The organism is Cytobacillus gottheilii (assembly GCF_900166665.1).
Lineage (GTDB): Bacteria > Bacillota > Bacilli > Bacillales > Cytobacillaceae > Cytobacillus > Cytobacillus gottheilii_A.
Genome location: NZ_LT800494.1, coordinates 618,596 through 636,854, shown reverse-complemented (window position 1 = coordinate 636,854; position 18,259 = coordinate 618,596). Strand labels below are relative to the sequence as shown.

The 18,259-nt window shown below is 37.6% G+C and carries 23 protein-coding genes; 6 read left to right on the top strand and 17 right to left on the bottom strand.

The genetic code is table 11. The features are described 5' to 3' along the window. Positions 1-340: 340 nt before the first annotated feature. Positions 341-694, top strand: coding sequence for a YrhK family protein (locus B7E07_RS03095; RefSeq protein WP_080844019.1), 354 nt, complete (start codon positions 341-343; stop codon positions 692-694). A 20-nt stretch (positions 695-714) separates the two neighbouring features. On the opposite strand, the gene B7E07_RS03090 is transcribed toward B7E07_RS03095, so the two are convergent. Continuing rightward, a complete protein-coding gene (locus B7E07_RS03090; protein WP_080844018.1) occupies positions 715-1,251 on the bottom strand; it encodes a chromate transporter in 537 nt (178 codons plus the stop codon). Between the two features lie 20 nt (positions 1,252-1,271). Beyond that, a complete protein-coding gene (locus B7E07_RS03085) occupies positions 1,272-1,805 on the bottom strand; it encodes a chromate transporter (protein ID WP_176215102.1) in 534 nt (177 codons plus the stop codon). Positions 1,806-2,170: 365 nt separating this feature from the next. On the opposite strand from B7E07_RS03085, the gene B7E07_RS03080 reads away from it, so the two are divergent. From B7E07_RS03080 to B7E07_RS03060, 5 genes are all read left to right on the top strand, one after another. Continuing rightward, positions 2,171-2,302 (top strand): FbpB family small basic protein, encoded by a 132-nt coding sequence (locus B7E07_RS03080; RefSeq protein ID WP_306807538.1) that lies wholly within the window; start codon positions 2,171-2,173, stop codon positions 2,300-2,302. Positions 2,303-2,328: 26 nt separating this feature from the next. Further along, positions 2,329-2,718, top strand: a complete 390-nt coding sequence (locus B7E07_RS03075; protein ID WP_257391387.1) for a sporulation protein — start codon at positions 2,329-2,331, stop codon at positions 2,716-2,718. Positions 2,719-2,783: 65 nt separating this feature from the next. Then, positions 2,784-3,062 carry a YkvA family protein gene (locus B7E07_RS03070; RefSeq protein WP_080844015.1) on the top strand — a complete coding sequence of 93 codons (279 nt, stop codon included), beginning with the start codon at positions 2,784-2,786 and terminating at the stop codon, positions 3,060-3,062. A gap of 271 nt (positions 3,063-3,333) precedes the next feature. Then, positions 3,334-4,326, top strand: a complete 993-nt coding sequence (locus tag B7E07_RS03065) for a BMP family lipoprotein (RefSeq protein WP_445079831.1) — start codon at positions 3,334-3,336, stop codon at positions 4,324-4,326. Further along, positions 4,323-5,984, top strand: a complete 1,662-nt coding sequence (locus tag B7E07_RS03060) for a methyl-accepting chemotaxis protein (protein ID WP_080844013.1) — start codon at positions 4,323-4,325, stop codon at positions 5,982-5,984. Before B7E07_RS03065 ends, B7E07_RS03060 begins: the two co-directional genes overlap by 4 nt. A 715-nt stretch (positions 5,985-6,699) precedes the next feature. Here the strand turns inward: B7E07_RS03060 and hpf are convergent. The 15 genes from hpf to tagD form a co-directional block, all read right to left on the bottom strand. Further along, entirely contained in the window at positions 6,700-7,257 is a 558-nt protein-coding gene (gene hpf, locus B7E07_RS03055) for a ribosome hibernation-promoting factor, HPF/YfiA family (protein WP_080844012.1), read from the bottom strand. A gap of 254 nt (positions 7,258-7,511) precedes the next feature. Beyond that, positions 7,512-8,087, bottom strand: a complete 576-nt coding sequence (locus B7E07_RS03050) for a plasmid pRiA4b ORF-3 family protein (protein WP_080844011.1) — start codon at positions 8,085-8,087, stop codon at positions 7,512-7,514. 135 nt (positions 8,088-8,222) lie between these two features. Beyond that, positions 8,223-8,426 (bottom strand): hypothetical protein, encoded by a 204-nt coding sequence (locus tag B7E07_RS23465; protein WP_176215101.1) that lies wholly within the window; start codon positions 8,424-8,426, stop codon positions 8,223-8,225. 17 nt (positions 8,427-8,443) lie between these two features. Next, positions 8,444-8,590: a hypothetical protein gene (locus B7E07_RS23460; RefSeq protein WP_176215100.1), complete on the bottom strand. Its 147-nt coding sequence runs from the start codon at positions 8,588-8,590 to the stop codon at positions 8,444-8,446. A 147-nt stretch (positions 8,591-8,737) separates the two neighbouring features. After that, positions 8,738-9,085, bottom strand: coding sequence for a hypothetical protein (locus B7E07_RS03040; protein WP_080844009.1), 348 nt, complete (start codon positions 9,083-9,085; stop codon positions 8,738-8,740). After that, positions 9,085-9,483, bottom strand: coding sequence for a flagellar export chaperone FliS (gene fliS / locus B7E07_RS03035; RefSeq protein ID WP_080844008.1), 399 nt, complete (start codon positions 9,481-9,483; stop codon positions 9,085-9,087). Before fliS ends, B7E07_RS03040 begins: the two co-directional genes overlap by 1 nt. Before the next feature lie 18 nt (positions 9,484-9,501). Beyond that, positions 9,502-11,361 carry a flagellar hook-associated protein 2 gene (locus B7E07_RS03030; protein ID WP_080844007.1) on the bottom strand — a complete coding sequence of 620 codons (1,860 nt, stop codon included), beginning with the start codon at positions 11,359-11,361 and terminating at the stop codon, positions 9,502-9,504. A 21-nt stretch (positions 11,362-11,382) separates the two neighbouring features. Then, positions 11,383-11,772, bottom strand: coding sequence for a flagellar protein FlaG (flaG, locus tag B7E07_RS03025; RefSeq protein WP_080844006.1), 390 nt, complete (start codon positions 11,770-11,772; stop codon positions 11,383-11,385). Positions 11,773-11,879: 107 nt separating this feature from the next. Next, complete coding sequence (gene pseC / locus B7E07_RS03020) at positions 11,880-13,061, bottom strand: UDP-4-amino-4,6-dideoxy-N-acetyl-beta-L-altrosamine transaminase (protein WP_080844005.1); 1,182 nt, start codon at positions 13,059-13,061, stop codon at positions 11,880-11,882. A 27-nt stretch (positions 13,062-13,088) separates the two neighbouring features. Continuing rightward, a complete protein-coding gene (locus B7E07_RS03015; protein WP_080844004.1) occupies positions 13,089-14,030 on the bottom strand; it encodes an SDR family NAD(P)-dependent oxidoreductase in 942 nt (313 codons plus the stop codon). A gap of 11 nt (positions 14,031-14,041) precedes the next feature. Continuing rightward, positions 14,042-15,088, bottom strand: coding sequence for a pseudaminic acid synthase (gene pseI / locus B7E07_RS03010; RefSeq protein ID WP_066442547.1), 1,047 nt, complete (start codon positions 15,086-15,088; stop codon positions 14,042-14,044). Further along, positions 15,085-16,122 (bottom strand): UDP-2,4-diacetamido-2,4,6-trideoxy-beta-L-altropyranose hydrolase, encoded by a 1,038-nt coding sequence (gene pseG, locus B7E07_RS03005; protein ID WP_080844003.1) that lies wholly within the window; start codon positions 16,120-16,122, stop codon positions 15,085-15,087. The genes pseI and pseG overlap by 4 nt, the downstream gene beginning before the upstream one ends. 3 nt (positions 16,123-16,125) lie before the next feature. Then, positions 16,126-16,857 carry a cytidylyltransferase domain-containing protein gene (locus B7E07_RS03000; RefSeq protein WP_080844002.1) on the bottom strand — a complete coding sequence of 244 codons (732 nt, stop codon included), beginning with the start codon at positions 16,855-16,857 and terminating at the stop codon, positions 16,126-16,128. A gap of 12 nt (positions 16,858-16,869) precedes the next feature. Next, on the bottom strand, positions 16,870-17,850 hold the full coding sequence (locus tag B7E07_RS02995) for an ATP-grasp domain-containing protein (RefSeq protein WP_080844001.1): 981 nt from the start codon (positions 17,848-17,850) through the stop codon (positions 16,870-16,872). A gap of 2 nt (positions 17,851-17,852) precedes the next feature. Further along, positions 17,853-18,251 carry a glycerol-3-phosphate cytidylyltransferase gene (gene tagD, locus B7E07_RS02990; protein ID WP_080844000.1) on the bottom strand — a complete coding sequence of 133 codons (399 nt, stop codon included), beginning with the start codon at positions 18,249-18,251 and terminating at the stop codon, positions 17,853-17,855. Positions 18,252-18,259 lie beyond the last annotated feature (8 nt).

Genomic DNA, 18,259 nt, shown 5'->3' with positions numbered 1-18,259 from the left:
TTAAATGAAAGTTTAAGAATACAAGGATAGAGCGTATAAGCTAAGAAATCTGTAGGTATATGGCAGTACAATCCATGACTGGTGAAGATCATACATCCGTCAATGGTCATTACACTTTAAATACGAATTGTTTCCCTATTAATATTACCACTTACACTAGGGAGTGACAACTTATGTAAGTAGGCTGGAGAAATGTTCACGGTTACATCTTGGACATTGTATGAATAAATAGTCTCTTTTCTAGCAGAATGCGTTTTAAACAATGTGGAGGTGATAAAGAGAGGGTAAATGAAGGATTAGGAATAGCAGAAAAACATTCTAATGGAATTCAGGTGAATACATGCTTAAAAATGTTAAACGGAAAGAGTATGAAGGCGGAATTGATATAGAAATCGATCAGGGAAGATTTAAGATTCAGTTTGCTCAATATACCTATATTATTCAATGGATTGCGGATGCCGTGATCGGCTGTTTTTTTATCCTAGGCAGTATTCTAAATTTGCTAAATGTACCTTCAGTTTATCCTAACTCCGCTTACCTCATCGGAAGTTTGGCTATGATCGTCCGTCCTATCATCCGAGTCTTTCGTCATATTAATATAAGAAAACACACTGAAGAAGATGAGGAAAAGGATGATACGAGTCTCAAAGAACCTGATAAAGACAGCAGCAGCGGTCAAGTATATAAGGGATAAAGAGATCGGCTCCTCTTACGTTATGACGCTAAAAAGAACAATCCATAAACAAGGCCCATGCCAATGACATAGGCTGGATGCACTTTCATTACTTCTAATAAAAGAAAGGCTGCACCTCCAATCACAATCGTTTGCCAAAGACCTGCTCCCTCCCAGGCGGAAATGAAAAATTCAAATGTCATCACACCTAAAAGGATGGCAATCACAGGCCGAATATAGATCGTCAGCCGCCTTACTTTCGGAGATTCTTTATGTTTCATCAATAATCCCAGCAGCGCAAGCATAAGCACAAGCGAGGGGGCGACCGTTGCGAAGATAGTGATCACCGCTCCCAAAACACCAGCCTGCTCATAGCCAATATAGCCGGCCATTTTCGTAGCAATTGGTCCAGGCAATGTATTGCCAAGCGCCAGCATTTCGCTGAACTCACTGACAGTCAGCCACTCATAGCGGTCGACCACTTCCTTCTCAATCAAAGGAATGGAAGCAGGTCCGCCGCCATAGCCTAAAATCCCGGGGATAAAAAAAGCGAGAAAAAGCTGTATGTATAAGCTCAATATTCTTCACCTGCCATCCATTATTTTTTAATAAATGCAGTTACGATAAGAACTCCTATCAGAATGGCTGGATGAATATGCAGCCATTGTATGCAGACCAGACTGGCAGCAAGGAGCATACTCGTCCCCCTCCAGCCTAATGCAGATGTTCCTGCACTTCTAATAAAATCCCATGTCAGGCTTCCGAGCATCACCGCGACAATCGGGACTACTGCCTGTGCCATCCCTGCGACCATCGGGTTATCTTTGAATGCATTGAGAGCCGTTAACACAAAAATCATCAGCAGTATCGTCGGGACAATTGTGGCCGCAACTGCATTCAACATTCCAAGCCATCCGCCCATTCGATAACCGATATACCCAGCCATTTTCGTAGCAATTGGTCCCGGAAGCGCATTTCCTAAAGCTAAAATATCTGCAAACTCATCCCGGTCCATCCACTTATACCGTTCAACTGTCTCCACATGCACAAGCGGTATCGAGGACGGCCCACCGCCATAACCTAATAGCCCCACTTTTAAAAATGCTAAAAATAACTGCAGCTGTATCTTCACTTTGGATCACTTCCACCGTCTTTTATCTTTAAATTGTTCCCGAATCCCTTTTTCATACCGCTAAATATTTGACAATTTTGCGTGTTCCTCATAGAATAAGAGTATAAAATTAAATAGTTGTTCTCCTAAAGGGGAGTAGCTTTTACAGCAGAGTCGTCATTTCAGAGCAGTTGCTCTCGGTTCTGTTGGCAATTTCTAAAAAATTGTTAGCCAGACCTTTACCAGACGGTAGAGGTCTTTATTTATGACCTTTGCCGGCATTGGCAAAGGTCTTTTGCTTGTTTTTCTCTACACAAAATAGACAACAAAATTTGCTAATGAATAGTGGACAACAACTAAGTAGAACTTTAAAATGAGGTGGAGTAATGATGAAAAGAAAAATTAGATTTTCACTTGAGGAATTAACAAAGAAAAACAAAGAAGAACTTCTGAAAAATCAAGTTGAGCTTGAGAAGATCGAAAAGAAAATTGATGAACGCTACACAAATACAAAATAATAGACCAGGAGAGAGAGTACACACTGATGCTACAAAAATATATGTGCATGCTTGGGATCGGATCGGCCAAAATCGACTTAGTACTTCCTAAATACGAATTTACCGTTGGTGAAAACATTGAGGGACAATTTAACATTGCAGGCGGCTTTATTTCCCAGCCGCTCAAACGCATTGAATGCGACCTGATTATGCATTGTGAAAAGCGCGAAATTGATGAAGTCATTGGCAGTTCAACGATTCTGACGTCAAAGGTGATCAAACCAAAACAAACAGAATCAATTACCTTCAGCTACCAGCTGCCGGAAGAACTTCCTGAAACATCGCTGAATCCGCAATACAAATTTCGGACAAGACTAATCTTCCATGAAGGTGTCAAAAGTGCCGATACGGATAATATCACCATTAAAAAGGATTGATCTAAAGGTTTACAAGCGGCCAGTCCGGATAAATACTATCTATCACCTACTAAAGGGGGATAAGAATGAAACTGATGAAACGCGTTAAATTCATCTTTAAATTTTGGCGGTTTATCCCTTTTTTAAAGGATTACTTTTTATCACGGAATGTCTCCATGGCAAAGAAACTGCTGCCAATCGCGGCAATCATTGCCTATATTCTTCTGCCATTCGACATCATTCCCGACTTCCTGTCGATCCTTGGATTTACCGACGACATCGTCCTAACCACCTTTCTCCTGCAGCAAATGATTAAAATGGCACCAGAAGAGCTGAAAGAAAAGTATAAGGTATTGAATGATTGATAATTGGAAGAGAGAGCCTGCATAGTGCAGGCTCTTTTTTATATTAACGATGGGAGAATCATATCTCTGAAATCAAATATTCCCCTATAATGTCACAATAAATAAAGAACCTCACCAATACATATAGTATTTTCACTAATCCTCCCTCCCTTTTCCAACATCTATCTCCACACCCAGTAAAAAATGCTCCTCAGATCAACACAAACTATTAAAAAACCAAGTTATTCTGCCGATATCATCTAAGTATAACGTCTTATTACACATCAGGAGGATGAACTTGAAGAAAATTACTATTGCAATCATGATCATAGGAATATTCCTTGCAGGCTGTTCAGCACAGTCTTCAGAGCAAGCTGAAAAAGAATATAAGATTGGGATTATGCTTTCTGATGCCGGGTTAGGAGATGAATCGTTTAACGACTCTGCCTTTCAAGGTCTAGAGAAGGCCCGCGATGAGCTTGGTGTTCTTTTTGACTATAAAGAAGCTCCCGATGGAAATTACGAGGAAAAGCTTACAGAACTTGTTGAAGAAAAACATGACCTGATCATTGGTCTTGGCTTTTCCGTGAAGGATGCGTTAGAGAGTGTGGCAAAACAATATCCCGAGCAGCAGTTTTTACTGATTGATGAAAAGTCAGAGCTTGAGAATATTATTTCCTTAACATTTAAGGAGCAAGAAGGAAGCTTCTTGGTAGGAATGGTTGCTGCAATGGCCAGCAAAACCGGGAAAATTGGCTTTGTCGGCGGTGTGGATACCCCGCTCATTCACCATTTTGAAATGGGCTATATCGACGGTGCCAAATATTATAATCCAGACATTGAAGTTGTTAGTGAATATGTCGGTTCATTTGATGATTCCGAGGCAGGCTCTGCCATCGCGGCTGGTTTTATTGAAAATGGTGTAGATTTTATTTATCACGCGGCTGGTTTCTCAGGTTTTGGCATGATTAAAAAAGCTGAAGAAGAAGGCATTTTTGCAGCAGGTGTGGACTCAGATCAATTCTTCATTGCCGAAAAAGCAGTTGTAACTTCGATGCTAAAGAATGTAAATACGGCTGTTTTTCAAATTGCACAGACATTACAGGAAGAAGGCAGCATCTCTGAAAAAAGCTACTTATTTGGCTTATCAGAAGATGGCGTAGGATTGGCACCAATCCGCAACATCACACTGACAGCTGAACAGCAGGCTGCCATTGAAAAGGCGCAGGAAGAGATCGTTTCCGGTAAGATTACCGTTGCTTCCGAAAAGGAGAATAGCCAATGACATTAAGAAACCGCCTATTAATCAATATTTTAATTCCAATCATTCTATCAACTGCCATGATTGGTTTCATCATTTATCAAACGGCCGATATTCAAACGACAGCTGAAGACGATACAGCTCTGCTTCTTTCTGTTAAAGAACTGGAACAGAGCTTAGTCGTCACAAGCCAGTCTTTGAACAATTATACTTTTTTAAACAGTGAGGCTAACAAAAATGAAGCCCTCTCAATGCTGGAAGAAACAGGGGCAAACTTAGCCGCTTTGTCATCTATGGCAAAGGTGAACGAGCATCAAGAGATTATCTCAAAAATTGAGACAAAATATCTTGCGCTAAAGGATGCAGTAGATGCCGGCTTCGCTGCCAGCAATGCTGCAGATATTAAAAAGCAATCAATTCGAATTTCCGGTATTTTGAATGATATGTACCTTCTAAAAAAAGAAACAAATGAATGGTACAAGCAAATGAACGAAGAAACATCACAAAAAATTGCGATGATCGCTACTTCTGCCTTGATTGGAGCACTGCTTTTAATCATCCTTACAGGAATTTATTCATGGGTTGCCGCTCGAAATATTACAAGACCAATCCACCGTCTTGTAGTTTCAGCGAAGATGGTGGCAGCAGGAGACCTGACAATTGATACTTCTGCTCTTACTTACAAAAAGAACAGCCGTAATGAATTACACCAATTGACGGAGTCCTTCTCAACGATGATTAACAGTTTAAAAGGAACGGTCCAATCCATTGACTCAGTTGGAAAAAATGTCGGCAGGTTTACCGAAGACGTGACAAGCTATATGCAAAGCCTGAACGAGGGCAGCAGGCAAGTGGCGGTTTCAACCGATGAACTGGCCAAAGGAAGTGCCACCATTTCAGAGGATATTCAGGCAACCGCTTCTCTTATGAGCTCAATGACCGACCAATTCGAAACAGTCAAACAAACGAGCGAGCAGTCTGCAGAAAGCAGCAAAGAAGCATTAACTGCTGTTCAATCTGGACGCAGCTCACTGCAAAAACAAGTAGAAATAGCAGAAAAAATCTCTGATTCTTCTCGTGAAATCAAAGAATCAGTTAGCGAATTTTCAAGATTCACAACAGAAATTGACGGCGCAGCCAAAACGGTCAATGCAATCGCAGAGCAAACGAACCTGCTTGCCCTGAATGCCGCTATTGAAGCAGCACGTGCCGGCGAGGCAGGAAAAGGCTTTGCCGTCGTAGCAGATGAAGTTCGAAAACTGGCAGATGAAACGGCGAAAGCCACAAGCCTCATCACATCCATGGTAAGCAATATTCAAAACGGTATCACTGTCATCTATTCTGCAACCGAGCATGGACATGGTCTTTCAACACAGCAATCTCAATCTATGTCGGAAACAGAACAATCCTTTGAAGCGATATCTGCTCATGTTTCTGGTATCAACGCTCAGCTGCATCGCTTAAATGACGATATGGAACAAACCAATGCCATGAGCCAGCAAGTAAACTCAGCCATTGAAAACATATCCGCCGTTACAGAAGAAACAGCTGCCGGAACCGAAGAAATCTCAGCATCCACTGAAGAACAGCTTCACGCCTTCCAGCAGGTAAGCGAAAAAGTAGCAGAACTCCAGGAAATGACAAGCGTTTTGACAGCAGAACTCGAGAAATTTAAGATTTAATTGGAAGAAAAGAGGCCGACATTTGTCGGTCTCTTTTTTTGTGTGGAGTGTGTTATGACGAGTATAGAGCTGGACTGGGGGTTTGGCGGTTGGTAGATGAGAGTATTTTAAAAGATACTTATTTTGGGGTGGTGGAGTTTCGGGCTGGATTTTGGCTGTGGCTATGATAATGCGTGGATGATACCTAGAAAAGTAATGGTTTTTTGAATAAATGATCCTAGATCCGATTGAGGTTGGGAATTTTTCTGCGAGGGGGGCCCTTTTCTATCTATCTTTGGCTTCTTTCCTATTGTATTTGTTCTGTACGGTATTAAATTACCGCTTTAATGGATCAAGCAGCTTGTTTCCTATCAAACTTTCTTGATTTCCTATCAAATTCCCGTTCTATCCTATCATACTTTCTTGATTTCCTATCAAAATCTCGCTTTTTCCTATCAAACTTTTCCGGTTTCCTATCAAATCTCTGCTCAAGCGGTGAACTAACCAATTTTCTATCTCTTCTTAAAGGTATTCGATCATTTCCCAAAATTTATCGATCATTTCCCTACTTTACTCGATCATTTGAAAAGGATATTCGGTCTTTTCATTTAGGGTTTCGATCTTTTCCATCAACTTTTAGGTCAATTGCCTTTAACATGGTATTCCTCTCTTTGAAATTCCACTCCCCAAAACCCCAAAAAAAAGGCTGACACCAAGGTCAGCCTCTTTTCATATTTTATTGAGCTTCAATTAGACCGTAACGGCCATCTTTTCGTTTGTATACAACGTTTGTTAAGTTTGTTTCTGCGTTAGTGAAGACGTAGAAGCTATGGCCAAGCATGTTCATTTGCAGGATGGCTTCTTCGCTGTCCATTGGCTTTAAATCAAAGCTTTTTTGGCGGACAACTTCTAGTTCTTCTGTATCGTCCTCTTCAATTGCTGGTGCGCCGCCTTCATCCGTTGCCGCAAATAGAGCGTTGATATTGCCCTTTTCACGGAATTTACGATTTACTTTTGTTTTGTGTTTACGAATTTGGCGTTCAAGCTTATCTGTAATTAAATCAATCGCTGCATACATATCAGCATGTACTTCCTCTGCACGAAGCACAAGGTTCTGCATTGGAATAGTTACTTCTACCTTTGATGATTTATCATTATACGTTTTTAAATTGACATTCACATTTGCATTAGGAGTTTCAGTAAAATACCTTTCCAATTTAGCAATCTTCTTCTCGACATACTCTCGAATTGCTGGAGTTACCTCAATGTTTTCACCACGAATGTTATAATTCATATGTGAACTCCTCCTTTTCAATGGGCAATAATGACTGCTGGGTTTTGTGGATTTCCCGTAAAAAAACACCATATTAGCTTTCCCAAACAGTCTCGTCTTATGAGAAAAAGTCTTCTGCTTGAAAACATTTTCCCTTTAAAAAAGACTATGTATTACATTTCTATTTTACCCCAACAAATTCCTGCTAAAACGGAAAAACAATTAGAAGAATTTTGTCGAATTCGTGAAGATTATAGGAAAAACAGGGAATACTATCAATCAAATGGAATTCGTAAAATTTCGAGTTCATTAAAGAAGCTGGTTACATCCTGTTCTTTTCCTTGAGAAACAAAATGGGCCTTAAATAGATCGTAGATATCCTCTGTTAGTTGTTTAAGATCTGTATAACCCCATTCCTCTTCTGCTTCTGGCTGAGATCCAAGTGTTGCTTTTACACCGTAGGGACAATGCAGATCTCTGTCAAAGGGAACTATTTTCTCCAAGACAATTTCATGCTGTAAGTACTCCCTATAGTCGTAAACATACATCATTTTATCCTTCTTAAAAACAAGCCAATCTGAGAGAATTTCTTCACTGTCATCATAATCGTAGTTCTTTTTGGTGAGAATCTCTCCGTCAAATTCTTTCGGGCGAATTAAAATGGGCAAACTTCTGACGTTTTCTCCCTTTACCTTCATTGGCACAAATCCGTGCAAAAATACACCTTCCCAATCAAAAGCAATTTGAATGGCTTCATAAAGGTGGGCAAATGTCATATCTTTCTGTACAAGCACTCTTCTCCAACGCGGCGGTTTGGTATCTTTTAAAAGGATTTTTAATTGGTAGATCATATGTACAGTTCCTCTCCACAGCCTTATCTATTAGTATAGCTAAGAGAGGTGAGTCTAAACAAGCAATCTATAAAATAGAGGTTTCCCTTGAAGTGTATTTCGTAGTTTTAGTGGGATTTTAGTCTGCTGGTAAAATTACTGACGGTTGAATTCACGGAGCTTTTTTTCATGCTGAATTGTCTTCGAGGAGATAAAGTCAACGGTTTCCTGCATTTCAGACATCTCTGTACGAAAGCCACCCATTTTTTTCTCAACCCGATCTAATCGTTCTTCAATGCGGTCGAAGCGGGCGTCTACCTGGTTAAAACGCGCTTCCATTTGTTCGAATCGGGCATCCACTTGCTCGAACCGGGCATCTACTTGTTCAAATCGAGCGTCACTTGCTCGAAGCGGGCATCTACTTGTTCAAATCGAGCGTCCACTTGCTCAAATTTTTCATCCATTTTACGAGAGTGTAAATTTAGGGCATTTAAAATGTCCTTTAACATTGTTTCCTGATCCATGTTCACACCAGCTTTGAAAATAGTATAGCTTTTAAATTATCTTCTTGGGTGTTTACAGAATGGCCCATATTCTTTAGGACAATTCCTTAAGACTTGCAAAGTTAATCTTAACCTTCATTCTTGATAAAAAAAATAGACCAAATAGGTCTATTTTTTTTTATCAAGGAACATTCCATCTATAGATACATCGCCATAAGGATTAGAATATTGATTTTTTTTCTTTTTCTTTACCTGCAATATCTTTAAATTGCTTTGAATTTTAGTTTTCTTGGTATCAATTAGAGTTTTAATTTCCCTCTCTAATTTAATTATTTCTTCCTTTACAGAAGGTTCTAAAGAAGATAAATCAGGGAAACTATTCAGATAGGCCTGCCTTTTTTCTAATAAATATTCAATCTTTTCTAAATAGTGATCTTGTTCCTTAAATGTGATTTCTTCTTTAAGAATATTCTTTAGTTCCATAGAAGTTTGCAGATATTGTTTGAGTATTTCCATTAAACCTGACTGCTCTCAAGCTGTTGTTTTTTTACTTGTTGAATTGCTGACTTCCATGTATCTCTAAACTCTACTATATATCCTTCAACTTCGTTAATAATTTCAACATCATTCTTTGTATTTGCCTCTACTAACCTATTGTAGAGATAATCATACATTCTCATTAAATTATGTGAAAGTTCAATATCCATATTTAATGTGATCATTAGTTCTTGTATAATCTTTTGGGCTTTAATCAGATTCACGTTACGTTCGCTAATATTATCATCGTCCATTGCCCTTTTAGCTAGTTTTATAAACTTTAAACAGCCGTTATATAAAAGTAATGTTAACTCTTCTGGCAAAGCCGAGTTAACGGAGTTTTGCTTGTATGCTTGATGTGGCTGTGGTATTGCCATTATTTTCACCTACTTATTTTATTGGTTACCCATTCCTAAATACGATAATAGTTGATTGGATTGGTTGTTTAGATTTTGCATAGCTTTTTCCATTGCATTGAATTGTTTCCAGTAACGATCTTCTATTGTCACAAGTTTTGTTTCAAATCTGTCTATTTGTTCTTCATAATCTAACAATTGTTTCCCCATTGTATAAGATTGTGGGGTCTTGTAACTATTTCCCGCTCGCTGTTCTACTGTTTGAATTGTTGATGAGATACTGTCGCGCAGTCTTCTTGCTAGTCCTTTCTCACTAGATGTATTCCCATCTGCCATAAATAATTGGTATACAGCTTCTGGATCATCTTCTATAGCAGCTTTCAGCTTTTCTTCATCGATCTCAAGCTTTCCTCGGTCTAAGTAATTTCTAGTAGTAGTAATACCTATTTCAGCCAATTGATTGTAATTGGAATTCATTCCATTAGAATCGCTAACCGTTACTTCAGAATACATATTGTTACGCATCTGATCTAAAGCTCCAGATAGTATGGAATCCCGTCGAAGCATTCCACTTCTCGCTTGATCTTCCCATTTTTCAACTTCTTTTTCACTCAAAGCTTCTTTTTCTTCATCTGTTAATGGAGAGTAATCTCTATAACGTTCTTCAGTCAATTCACCATTAACCTTACCGATTATTTCATTATATTTATTAACAAAATCTTTAATAGTTGTCATTATGCTATCAGTATCCGATTGGATATTGATTGTTGCAGATTCTCCTGTGCTTACGCCATTAACCACAGAATCTTTTTTTAATGTAAATGTAACCCCATCCAAAGTAAATGTGTTAGATTTTCTTGTCGTGTTAAGCCCATTAATGGAAAACTCAGCATCTGTTCCTGTTCCTGCTATGTCATTTCCTAAACCTAAAACATTATTGAAGAAGCTGCTACTCGACCTTGTAGGATCGCCATTGCTATCCTTTATTACATTAAGAAATTCAATTTCGTTTCCATTCTTGTTGAACTCACCAGTTTCTGTTCTCATTGCAGAAACTTGATCAGAACTGCTATCATAAAACATGTTAACTCCAGCAGTAGATTTATTTATCGTATTGAACATATTATTTAATGAAGTACTGCCATCAAACTTAAAGTTCTTATACTGTGCTTCTCCCTGCTCATTATATGTTTTAATATCAAACTCCAGATAATGATTCGTATAGCTAACATCAAAAGTTGTCCCAGCAGCCAATTCAGCTCCGAATTTCACCTTACCTGTAGTTTGATTAACGTAAACTTCATTTTCCTTTAGTGGATTTCCGTCAGTTATTGCATCCGTTCTAACTGTAAAGTCTTGTCCACCAACAGAAATGTTTGCGCCAGCCGTAATCGATATCTCTTTTTTAGAAAGCTGGAACTCACCATTACTGCCTTCAGGAACTTTAAGGGTTTCTGTTTTCGTCTCCTCTTGCCAATCAATACTTGATGTAGAAGAAAATATATTTTGTTGTGATCTTAAACTTTTATCTGGGTCTAGTTTAGATGAGCTTATATTTTGCCCCTGCTGTCTTGCTGCTGTCGCTAACTTAACATCCTTAATTGTATAGTTGACATTAGCAGCATTTGGACTTGCATTTGCAGTCACAAATTCAGTATTAGATGACGAAACAGATTTCTTAAGTAAGTTAGCTTGTCTGAAAATACCATTAAAAGTAAAGTCATCAAGTTCCTTTAACATAAGGTTGACATTTCTATAATCATCGCGTTTCCATTCTAACAACTGCTTTTTTTGGTGAATTTTATCTAATGGTATTCTTTGAGCTTTCATCATAGAATCAACAATTGATTGAGTATCCATCCCACTTGCAATACCTGAAAAACGTATTGAATTAACCATATTTACTACCTCCTCTAATAATTAGAGTTTTTCATCTATAAATAGCCCTAAGTATTCTTTCATCTTGGCATACATGTCTAAAATTTCCTTATTAGGGATTTCACGAATGACTTCTTTTGTTTCTTTATCTATCACTTCAACATAGTACTTTTCTAATTCTTCATGCAGTTTAAAGCTCACAGAGCTATAATGAGGCTTTAAAAATTCATTCATTCCTTTAACAATATGTTCAACTTCTTGTTTATCAAAGTTACTCTTACTGTTCTTCTCAATTAGTTGTGTGCTGAATTCCTGAACAGTTTTCTGTTGGCTAGATTCCAGCAGATTCGAAGGTGAAGAATTCATTTCAGTTTTAACAGCATAGTTGTTAGAACTACTTTGAATATTATTTGATACCCCATTAAAACTCATAATGAGCAACTCCTTATATTAACCTAAGTATTATATCGGACAAAACATAAGGAATCTTAAATGATCTTTTAAATTTTTAAGCCGAATAGCAATTTTGGAAGATAAGTTTATTTAAGATAATAGTTGATAACTTTGCTTATTCCCTCGATAACAGAGGAAACATCTGATTCACTCATTTTAGGAAATAAGGGAATTGTTAGTGCTGACTCATACCAATCTTCGGCAATTGGACATAATCCTTTTTCATATCCCAACTCCTGATAATATGGATGCATATATACAGGCAGATAATGTACATGAACCCCTATATTCTCCGCTCTTAGTGCATCAAAAATTTCCCTTCTACCTACCTTAAACTTCTCTAAATCCAGTTGTAACATATACAGATGATAGCTAGAGTTTGTATCCTTTGACTGATAAGGAGTTCTCACCCCACTTATTTTAGAAAATTCATTATCATAGCGGGCTGCAATACTTCTTCTTCTTTCAATAAAATAATCTAGCTTATTTAATTGTGAAATTCCTAATGAAGCATGAATATCTGTCATTCGATAGTTGTATCCTAGAGCCACCATTTCATAATACCAAGGTCCCTCTTCTTTCAATAAATCTGTGTTTTTAATACCATGTGAACGAAATAATCGAAGCTTTTCCGCGTATTCATCAGAATTAGTTACAATGATTCCACCCTCAGCTGTTGTAATATGTTTTACTGGATGAAAGCTAAACATTGTCATATCCGCTTGGGAACCAATTTTGACTCCTTTATAACTCGCACCTATAGAATGTGCAGCATCTTCAATTACAATTAAATCATGTTCCTTCGCTATTGAGTTTATTGAATCTAAGTCAACCGGCTGACCGGTAAAGTCAACCGGAATGATTGCCTTTGTTCTCTTAGTGATAGCTTCTTTGACTTTTTGCGGATCTATATTGTATGTTTTTTGATCAATATCAGTAAAAACTGGTTTCCCACCACAATATAAAACACAATTACTACTTGCTGCAAATGTAATTGGAGAAGTAATCACTTCATCCCCGTCGCTAATGCCTGCGGCAAAACAAGCACCATGCAAAGCAGCAGTTCCATTTGAAAATGCTACTGCATGCTTGGCTCCAACATAATTAGCTATTGATTGTTCGAATTCTCTTATCATCGGTCCTTGAGTTAAAAATGAACTCTTCAAGGTACTTACCACGATCTCTATATCTTCTTCATCAATCCATTGTGAACCATAAGATAAAAATGTATCTCTAACAGGCTTTCCTCCAAATATGGCCAAAGTCATAAATATCCCTCCAAAAAAAGTCACCCTTTAAATAAGGTGACTTGATTTTATCCATTGTTCCGTTCTTCTAATTCCTTCTTCAAGGGAAATCTTAGGTTCCCAGCCGAGCAGGTTTTTAGCCTTCTCGTAATTACATAAAAGTTTTTTAATTTCACTTTGCGGATGAATATGCTCTACATGTTCAATTTTTGCTGGATTCTTCACAATTAACATAGCTAAATCATTGACAGATATGTCTCTTCCTAGGCCAGCATTTACTATTTCGCCATTAACCTGATCTGAATATCCGGCTTGTACGACAAAATCAGCGCAATCATCCACATAAAGCAGATCTCGTGTCTGCGTTCCTTCTCCGTAAATACTTAAAGTTTCCTCAGATAGCTTTTTCTTAATAAAGATAGCTACAACACCGCCTTCTCCGCCAGTTTTCTGATAAGGCCCGTAGGTATTAAAAGGTCGTATGACTACTGTAGGAAGCCCATACGCATGATAGTAGGACAGAACCATATTCTCTGCTGCAATTTTTGCCCCAGCATAAGGTGAAGCTGGTTTAATTGGATGCCGTTCAGTAATTCCACTCTCATCTAAACAGCGGTCATATACCATGCATGTACTCATAAAAACAACCTTTACGTTATGCTTCCGGCATTGTTCAAGAATATAAAAAGTACCAAGTGTATCATTATTAAAGGTGGTTCTTGGATCATCAATAGAATCTTGTACATTTATTGATGCACCAAGATGGTAACATATATCAAATGGAATTTCATTGAAGAGATCATTTAATAACTCTTCATTCTTTATATCACCGGTAATAAAATCTTCAAGCTCATTCCTGAAATCTTTAATGTTTTCCTTTCTTCCATTTGATAAATCATCTAGTATCCAAACTTTATGACCGTCAGATAGAAGCTTTTTGGCAACAGCGCGACCAATAAAGCCAGCTCCTCCAGTAAGCAAAACATTCATTTATTTACCCCCTATAACAACTCCCATGATAATGGAGTTCCTTTTTTCACACTGGTTTTTGCCACTTTTCCTAGTACACTTTTTAAATGTTTTGGTGGAAGTCCAAAACCTGGACGAATGGCTCGAATATTTTCTTTTGTTAATATTTCTCCGGCTTGTATATCCTTTACCACATATAGTGAACGACGATCCTTAAGAGAAGGCTCTTCTGCTTTTGTCGGGCCATATGTAATACTGCCAAGACTTAACCAAGCTCTTTCAGTCTCTTCTACAAGAGACTTCATTTCTGCAGGTTCCATAGAAAATGCAGCATCCGTTCCGCCTTCAGCTCTTGAAGTGGTAAAATGCTTTTCAATTACACTCGCTCCTAATGCAACACTTGCTACTCCCACTCCAATTCCCATTGTATGATCGGATAAACCGACTTCACATTGAAATAATTCTCTCATATGTGCAAGTGTTTGAAGATTGGTGTTTTCTGGAGAAGAAGGATATGTACTTGTACATTTTAGAAGAATGATTTCTTTGCATCCTGCTTTGCGAGCGGCTCTTATAGAATCATCTAATTCAGCAGCAGTCGCCATACCTGAGGATATGATCAGCGGCTTACCTGTGGATGCCACTTTTTCAATGAGCGGAATATCAGTATTTTCAAAGGAAGCAATTTTGTAACATGGTACATTTAACGTTTCAAGAAAATCGACTGCAGTCTCATCGAATGGTGAGCTGAATGCAATTAATCCAAGTTCACGGCATCTTTTAAAGATTGGTTCATGCCACTCCCAAGGTGTATAGGCTTCTTTATACAAATCATAATAAGAAGTTCCCTTCCATAAACTATCTGGATTATCTATATAAAACTCGCCCTCATTTATATCTAAAGTCATGGTATCAGCTGTATATGTCTGAAGTTTTAATGCATCTACTCCAGCCTTTGCAGCTTCTTCTACAATTTGCAAGGCCTTCTCTAATGACTGATTATGATTACCAGACATCTCAGCTATAATAAAAGGCTTTTGTTGAGAGCCTATTAATCGCCCTTCAATATTAATTGTCATTTTGTACCCTCCATAATTGCTTTTACAACAGGATTTATATGCTCTCTTTGTCTTTTTTGCATTAATATACTCGATCTTAAAGAAAGTTCTTTCAGTTTGCTTGGGCATTTTATTGCTCTTTTAATTATATCGACAAGATCTGTTTGTTTTACACCCTCATGCCAGCCAAGATTCCAAATGGCCCCATATTCTGCCGCAGCAATAGTTGATTCCCTTTGATTCTCGGCTACAATTGTCACAATTGAAGGAAGCCCAAGATAACAGCGTTCCCACATCGTTACCCCACCCGCTCCGAAAGCTAAATCACATTCCGCCATTAAATCTGCAAGGTAGTCAATTTGCTCATGATATTTGTAACCTTTTTCGATACATGTCTCCTTAATAATATCTTTTTGGGGATTTGATAACCCAACGACAACATGTATTTTCATTTCAGAAAGCGCCAACTGATTCAATGCGTTTACCAACTTTAAAGTTTCTCCTGTAGGATCGGAACCACCATAAAAAATCAGTATGCTACTTATTCGATCACTTTTCCGTTTTACTTCTTCTTTATAAAATTCCGGTCTAAGCAGAAGATATCGTGGTCCAAGCAGTTGTTCACACGCTTTTGGGACTAATTGATCGTACCGGAATTGATAGTTATCTTGATAATTTTGATCAAGAAGTATATCACAATCATGCTCACGATTAGCTAAGTCATCAATTACCATCATTTTCAAGGAAGGAAAAGCTTTTCTTACGGTCCTTTCCCAAATGATATCAATCTGATAATGATCTATAATTATCAGATCAACTTTCATATTTTTTAAAATAGAGATAGTACATTGAGCATCGACTTCTAGTTCGTCAGCAACTGTAAAAACTTCAAAGCCTTTAGATTTTAAATGTTCAATCATGTTTCCTTTTATGTCAGCGCAAATAAAAGTAACCTTGGCTCCGTTCTCTTTCAAGAAGTTTGCCAAGGTGAGACAACGCATAATATGTCCTGTTCCTATTGTCGTTGAAGCATCAACACGAAAGAAAATATTCATTAGCTACACAACCGGTTTCTGCTCTATATGGGCATTTATTTGGGCAATTTCAGGGTTTTCTAACAGATAGGCTACTACATTTGCTGAAGACACCAATAGATCTCCCTTAAAATGATTGGCAATACTCTTGCACAGTTCATAGTCTTCTTCAGTGTCTAAGGTTATTCTCAGATGAGGATGCTGCATATTATCGGGAATAGTATAGAGTGTCCGTTTAAATTCATTAATATGTTTCTCTTCTTTTGCATAGTATGTCACATGTTCACGATGTCTATCCTCTTTGCCATGTTGAAACATATATCTTAATGCATTATAAGAGACCATTTCAACCACAAGCCCTCTAGGCAATTCACCCTCAAGATCCATGATATCAGTTGGCTGAGACTCCATTTTATTAATAATATCTTCGGCCAAATGATAGTCGACAAATGGGCAGTCCGCTGTAACTCTTATCACATAGTCTGGCTGGTATTGTTTTGAGCATTCATAATACCGAGATAGAACATCATCTTCAGAACCTCTAAAACAAATTACACCATTTTGCTGACACCATTCTTCTATAGGGTCATCTTGGGTTAAAGTGGAAGTAGCAATGATAACTTCCTTAATTTTAGGAATCTGCTGACATCTCGCTATGACATAATCCAATACAACAGAATTACCAAGCGGCATTAGCACCTTACCAGGAAGACGTGAGGAGCCCATTCTGGCTTGGATTATGATAATTACATCCATATGATCACCTTACTAATAAATATAGTCTTGCGGATGGCGAACCATTGTTGATACTTTTTCATTTTGAATAAAAGAATATTGATCTAGATTTACACCCATGGATTCTAGAAAGAACCAATAAAAACTATCAAGGCCAGCTGCAACACTCAGAGTAGATGCACCGCCGAAGCGAGGGTTACATTCAATAATATGAAATTCATTATTCTGATCAATTATAACTTGAAAGATGACATGCCCATACAGGCCTAATTTTTCTGCAGCAGCAGAACATAGTTTTTCTAGTTCCGGTATATTTCTTATAGTAGTTATTTGAGATTCTCCATCTACAATTTTATCCCTTGTCCTAGAAATTACACCTTTCGACCTGCCATTTATATCAACGTATATGTCTATACTATACTCTGTACCTTCTATCATTGGCTGAAAAATAGGTTCTTTAAGATTTTTTGCATGGTTCAGAGCTTGTGTAGAAGTAAGACTCTTCCCTAGTGTTTGGGAACCTGCTCCAAACCTCTCTTTAACAACGTATTTCATGCTCTCTCTGCTATCTTCTATACATAGGAAAGTCGGAATTACCGGTATACCATTCTCTCTTGAATATGAAAAAAAATTAAATTTATCGAGGCAGATTTCAATATTGAATAACGGAGAAATCATTATATGAATCCCCAAACGTTTAAGCCTTTCCCTATTTAATGAGAAGTACTTTAACTCACCATCTCTGGTAGGAATAATAAACCGAATTTCATTTTTTTTACAGTATGAGATTAATTCTTCAATATCCAAATTAGATATGATTGGCATCTCCCAAAAGGTATCCACAAAATGCTTTCCTATAACAGATCTATCGTTATCTCCACCATATAGCTTCATGTTTAAATCTATTTTAGCCATAGCTGCTTTAATCGATTGTAACAATGGAACTTTACGAGAGATGCTTGTTATTAACACATTAGACGGACTTTTAAAACCAGTCGTATTCCTATTAATCATACTCACTTTATTGTAACCAGATTCAAATCACTCTTTATTTTGGTTGTAGAGATTTCTGGAGTTCTACTCAGATATTTCACATCACAATAGTCTTTCAGATAATCAAAATTCCCTCTCCAGTCGTCACCCATAACAAATAAATCTGCCTTGTACTCTATAATATCATTAATTTTTTGATCCCAATGATATTCAGGAATTACTAAATCAACGTAGCGAATGGATTCGAGTAATTGCTTACGTTCAGTATATGAGAAGTAGCTCTCTTTTCCCTTCGATAAATTAAATTCATTTGTTGATAAACCGACAATCAAATAATCCCCTAACTCCTTAGCACGCTGTAATATGTTGATATGGCCGTAATGCAACAGATCAAACGTTCCATAAGTGATTACTCTTTTCATAGTTGTCT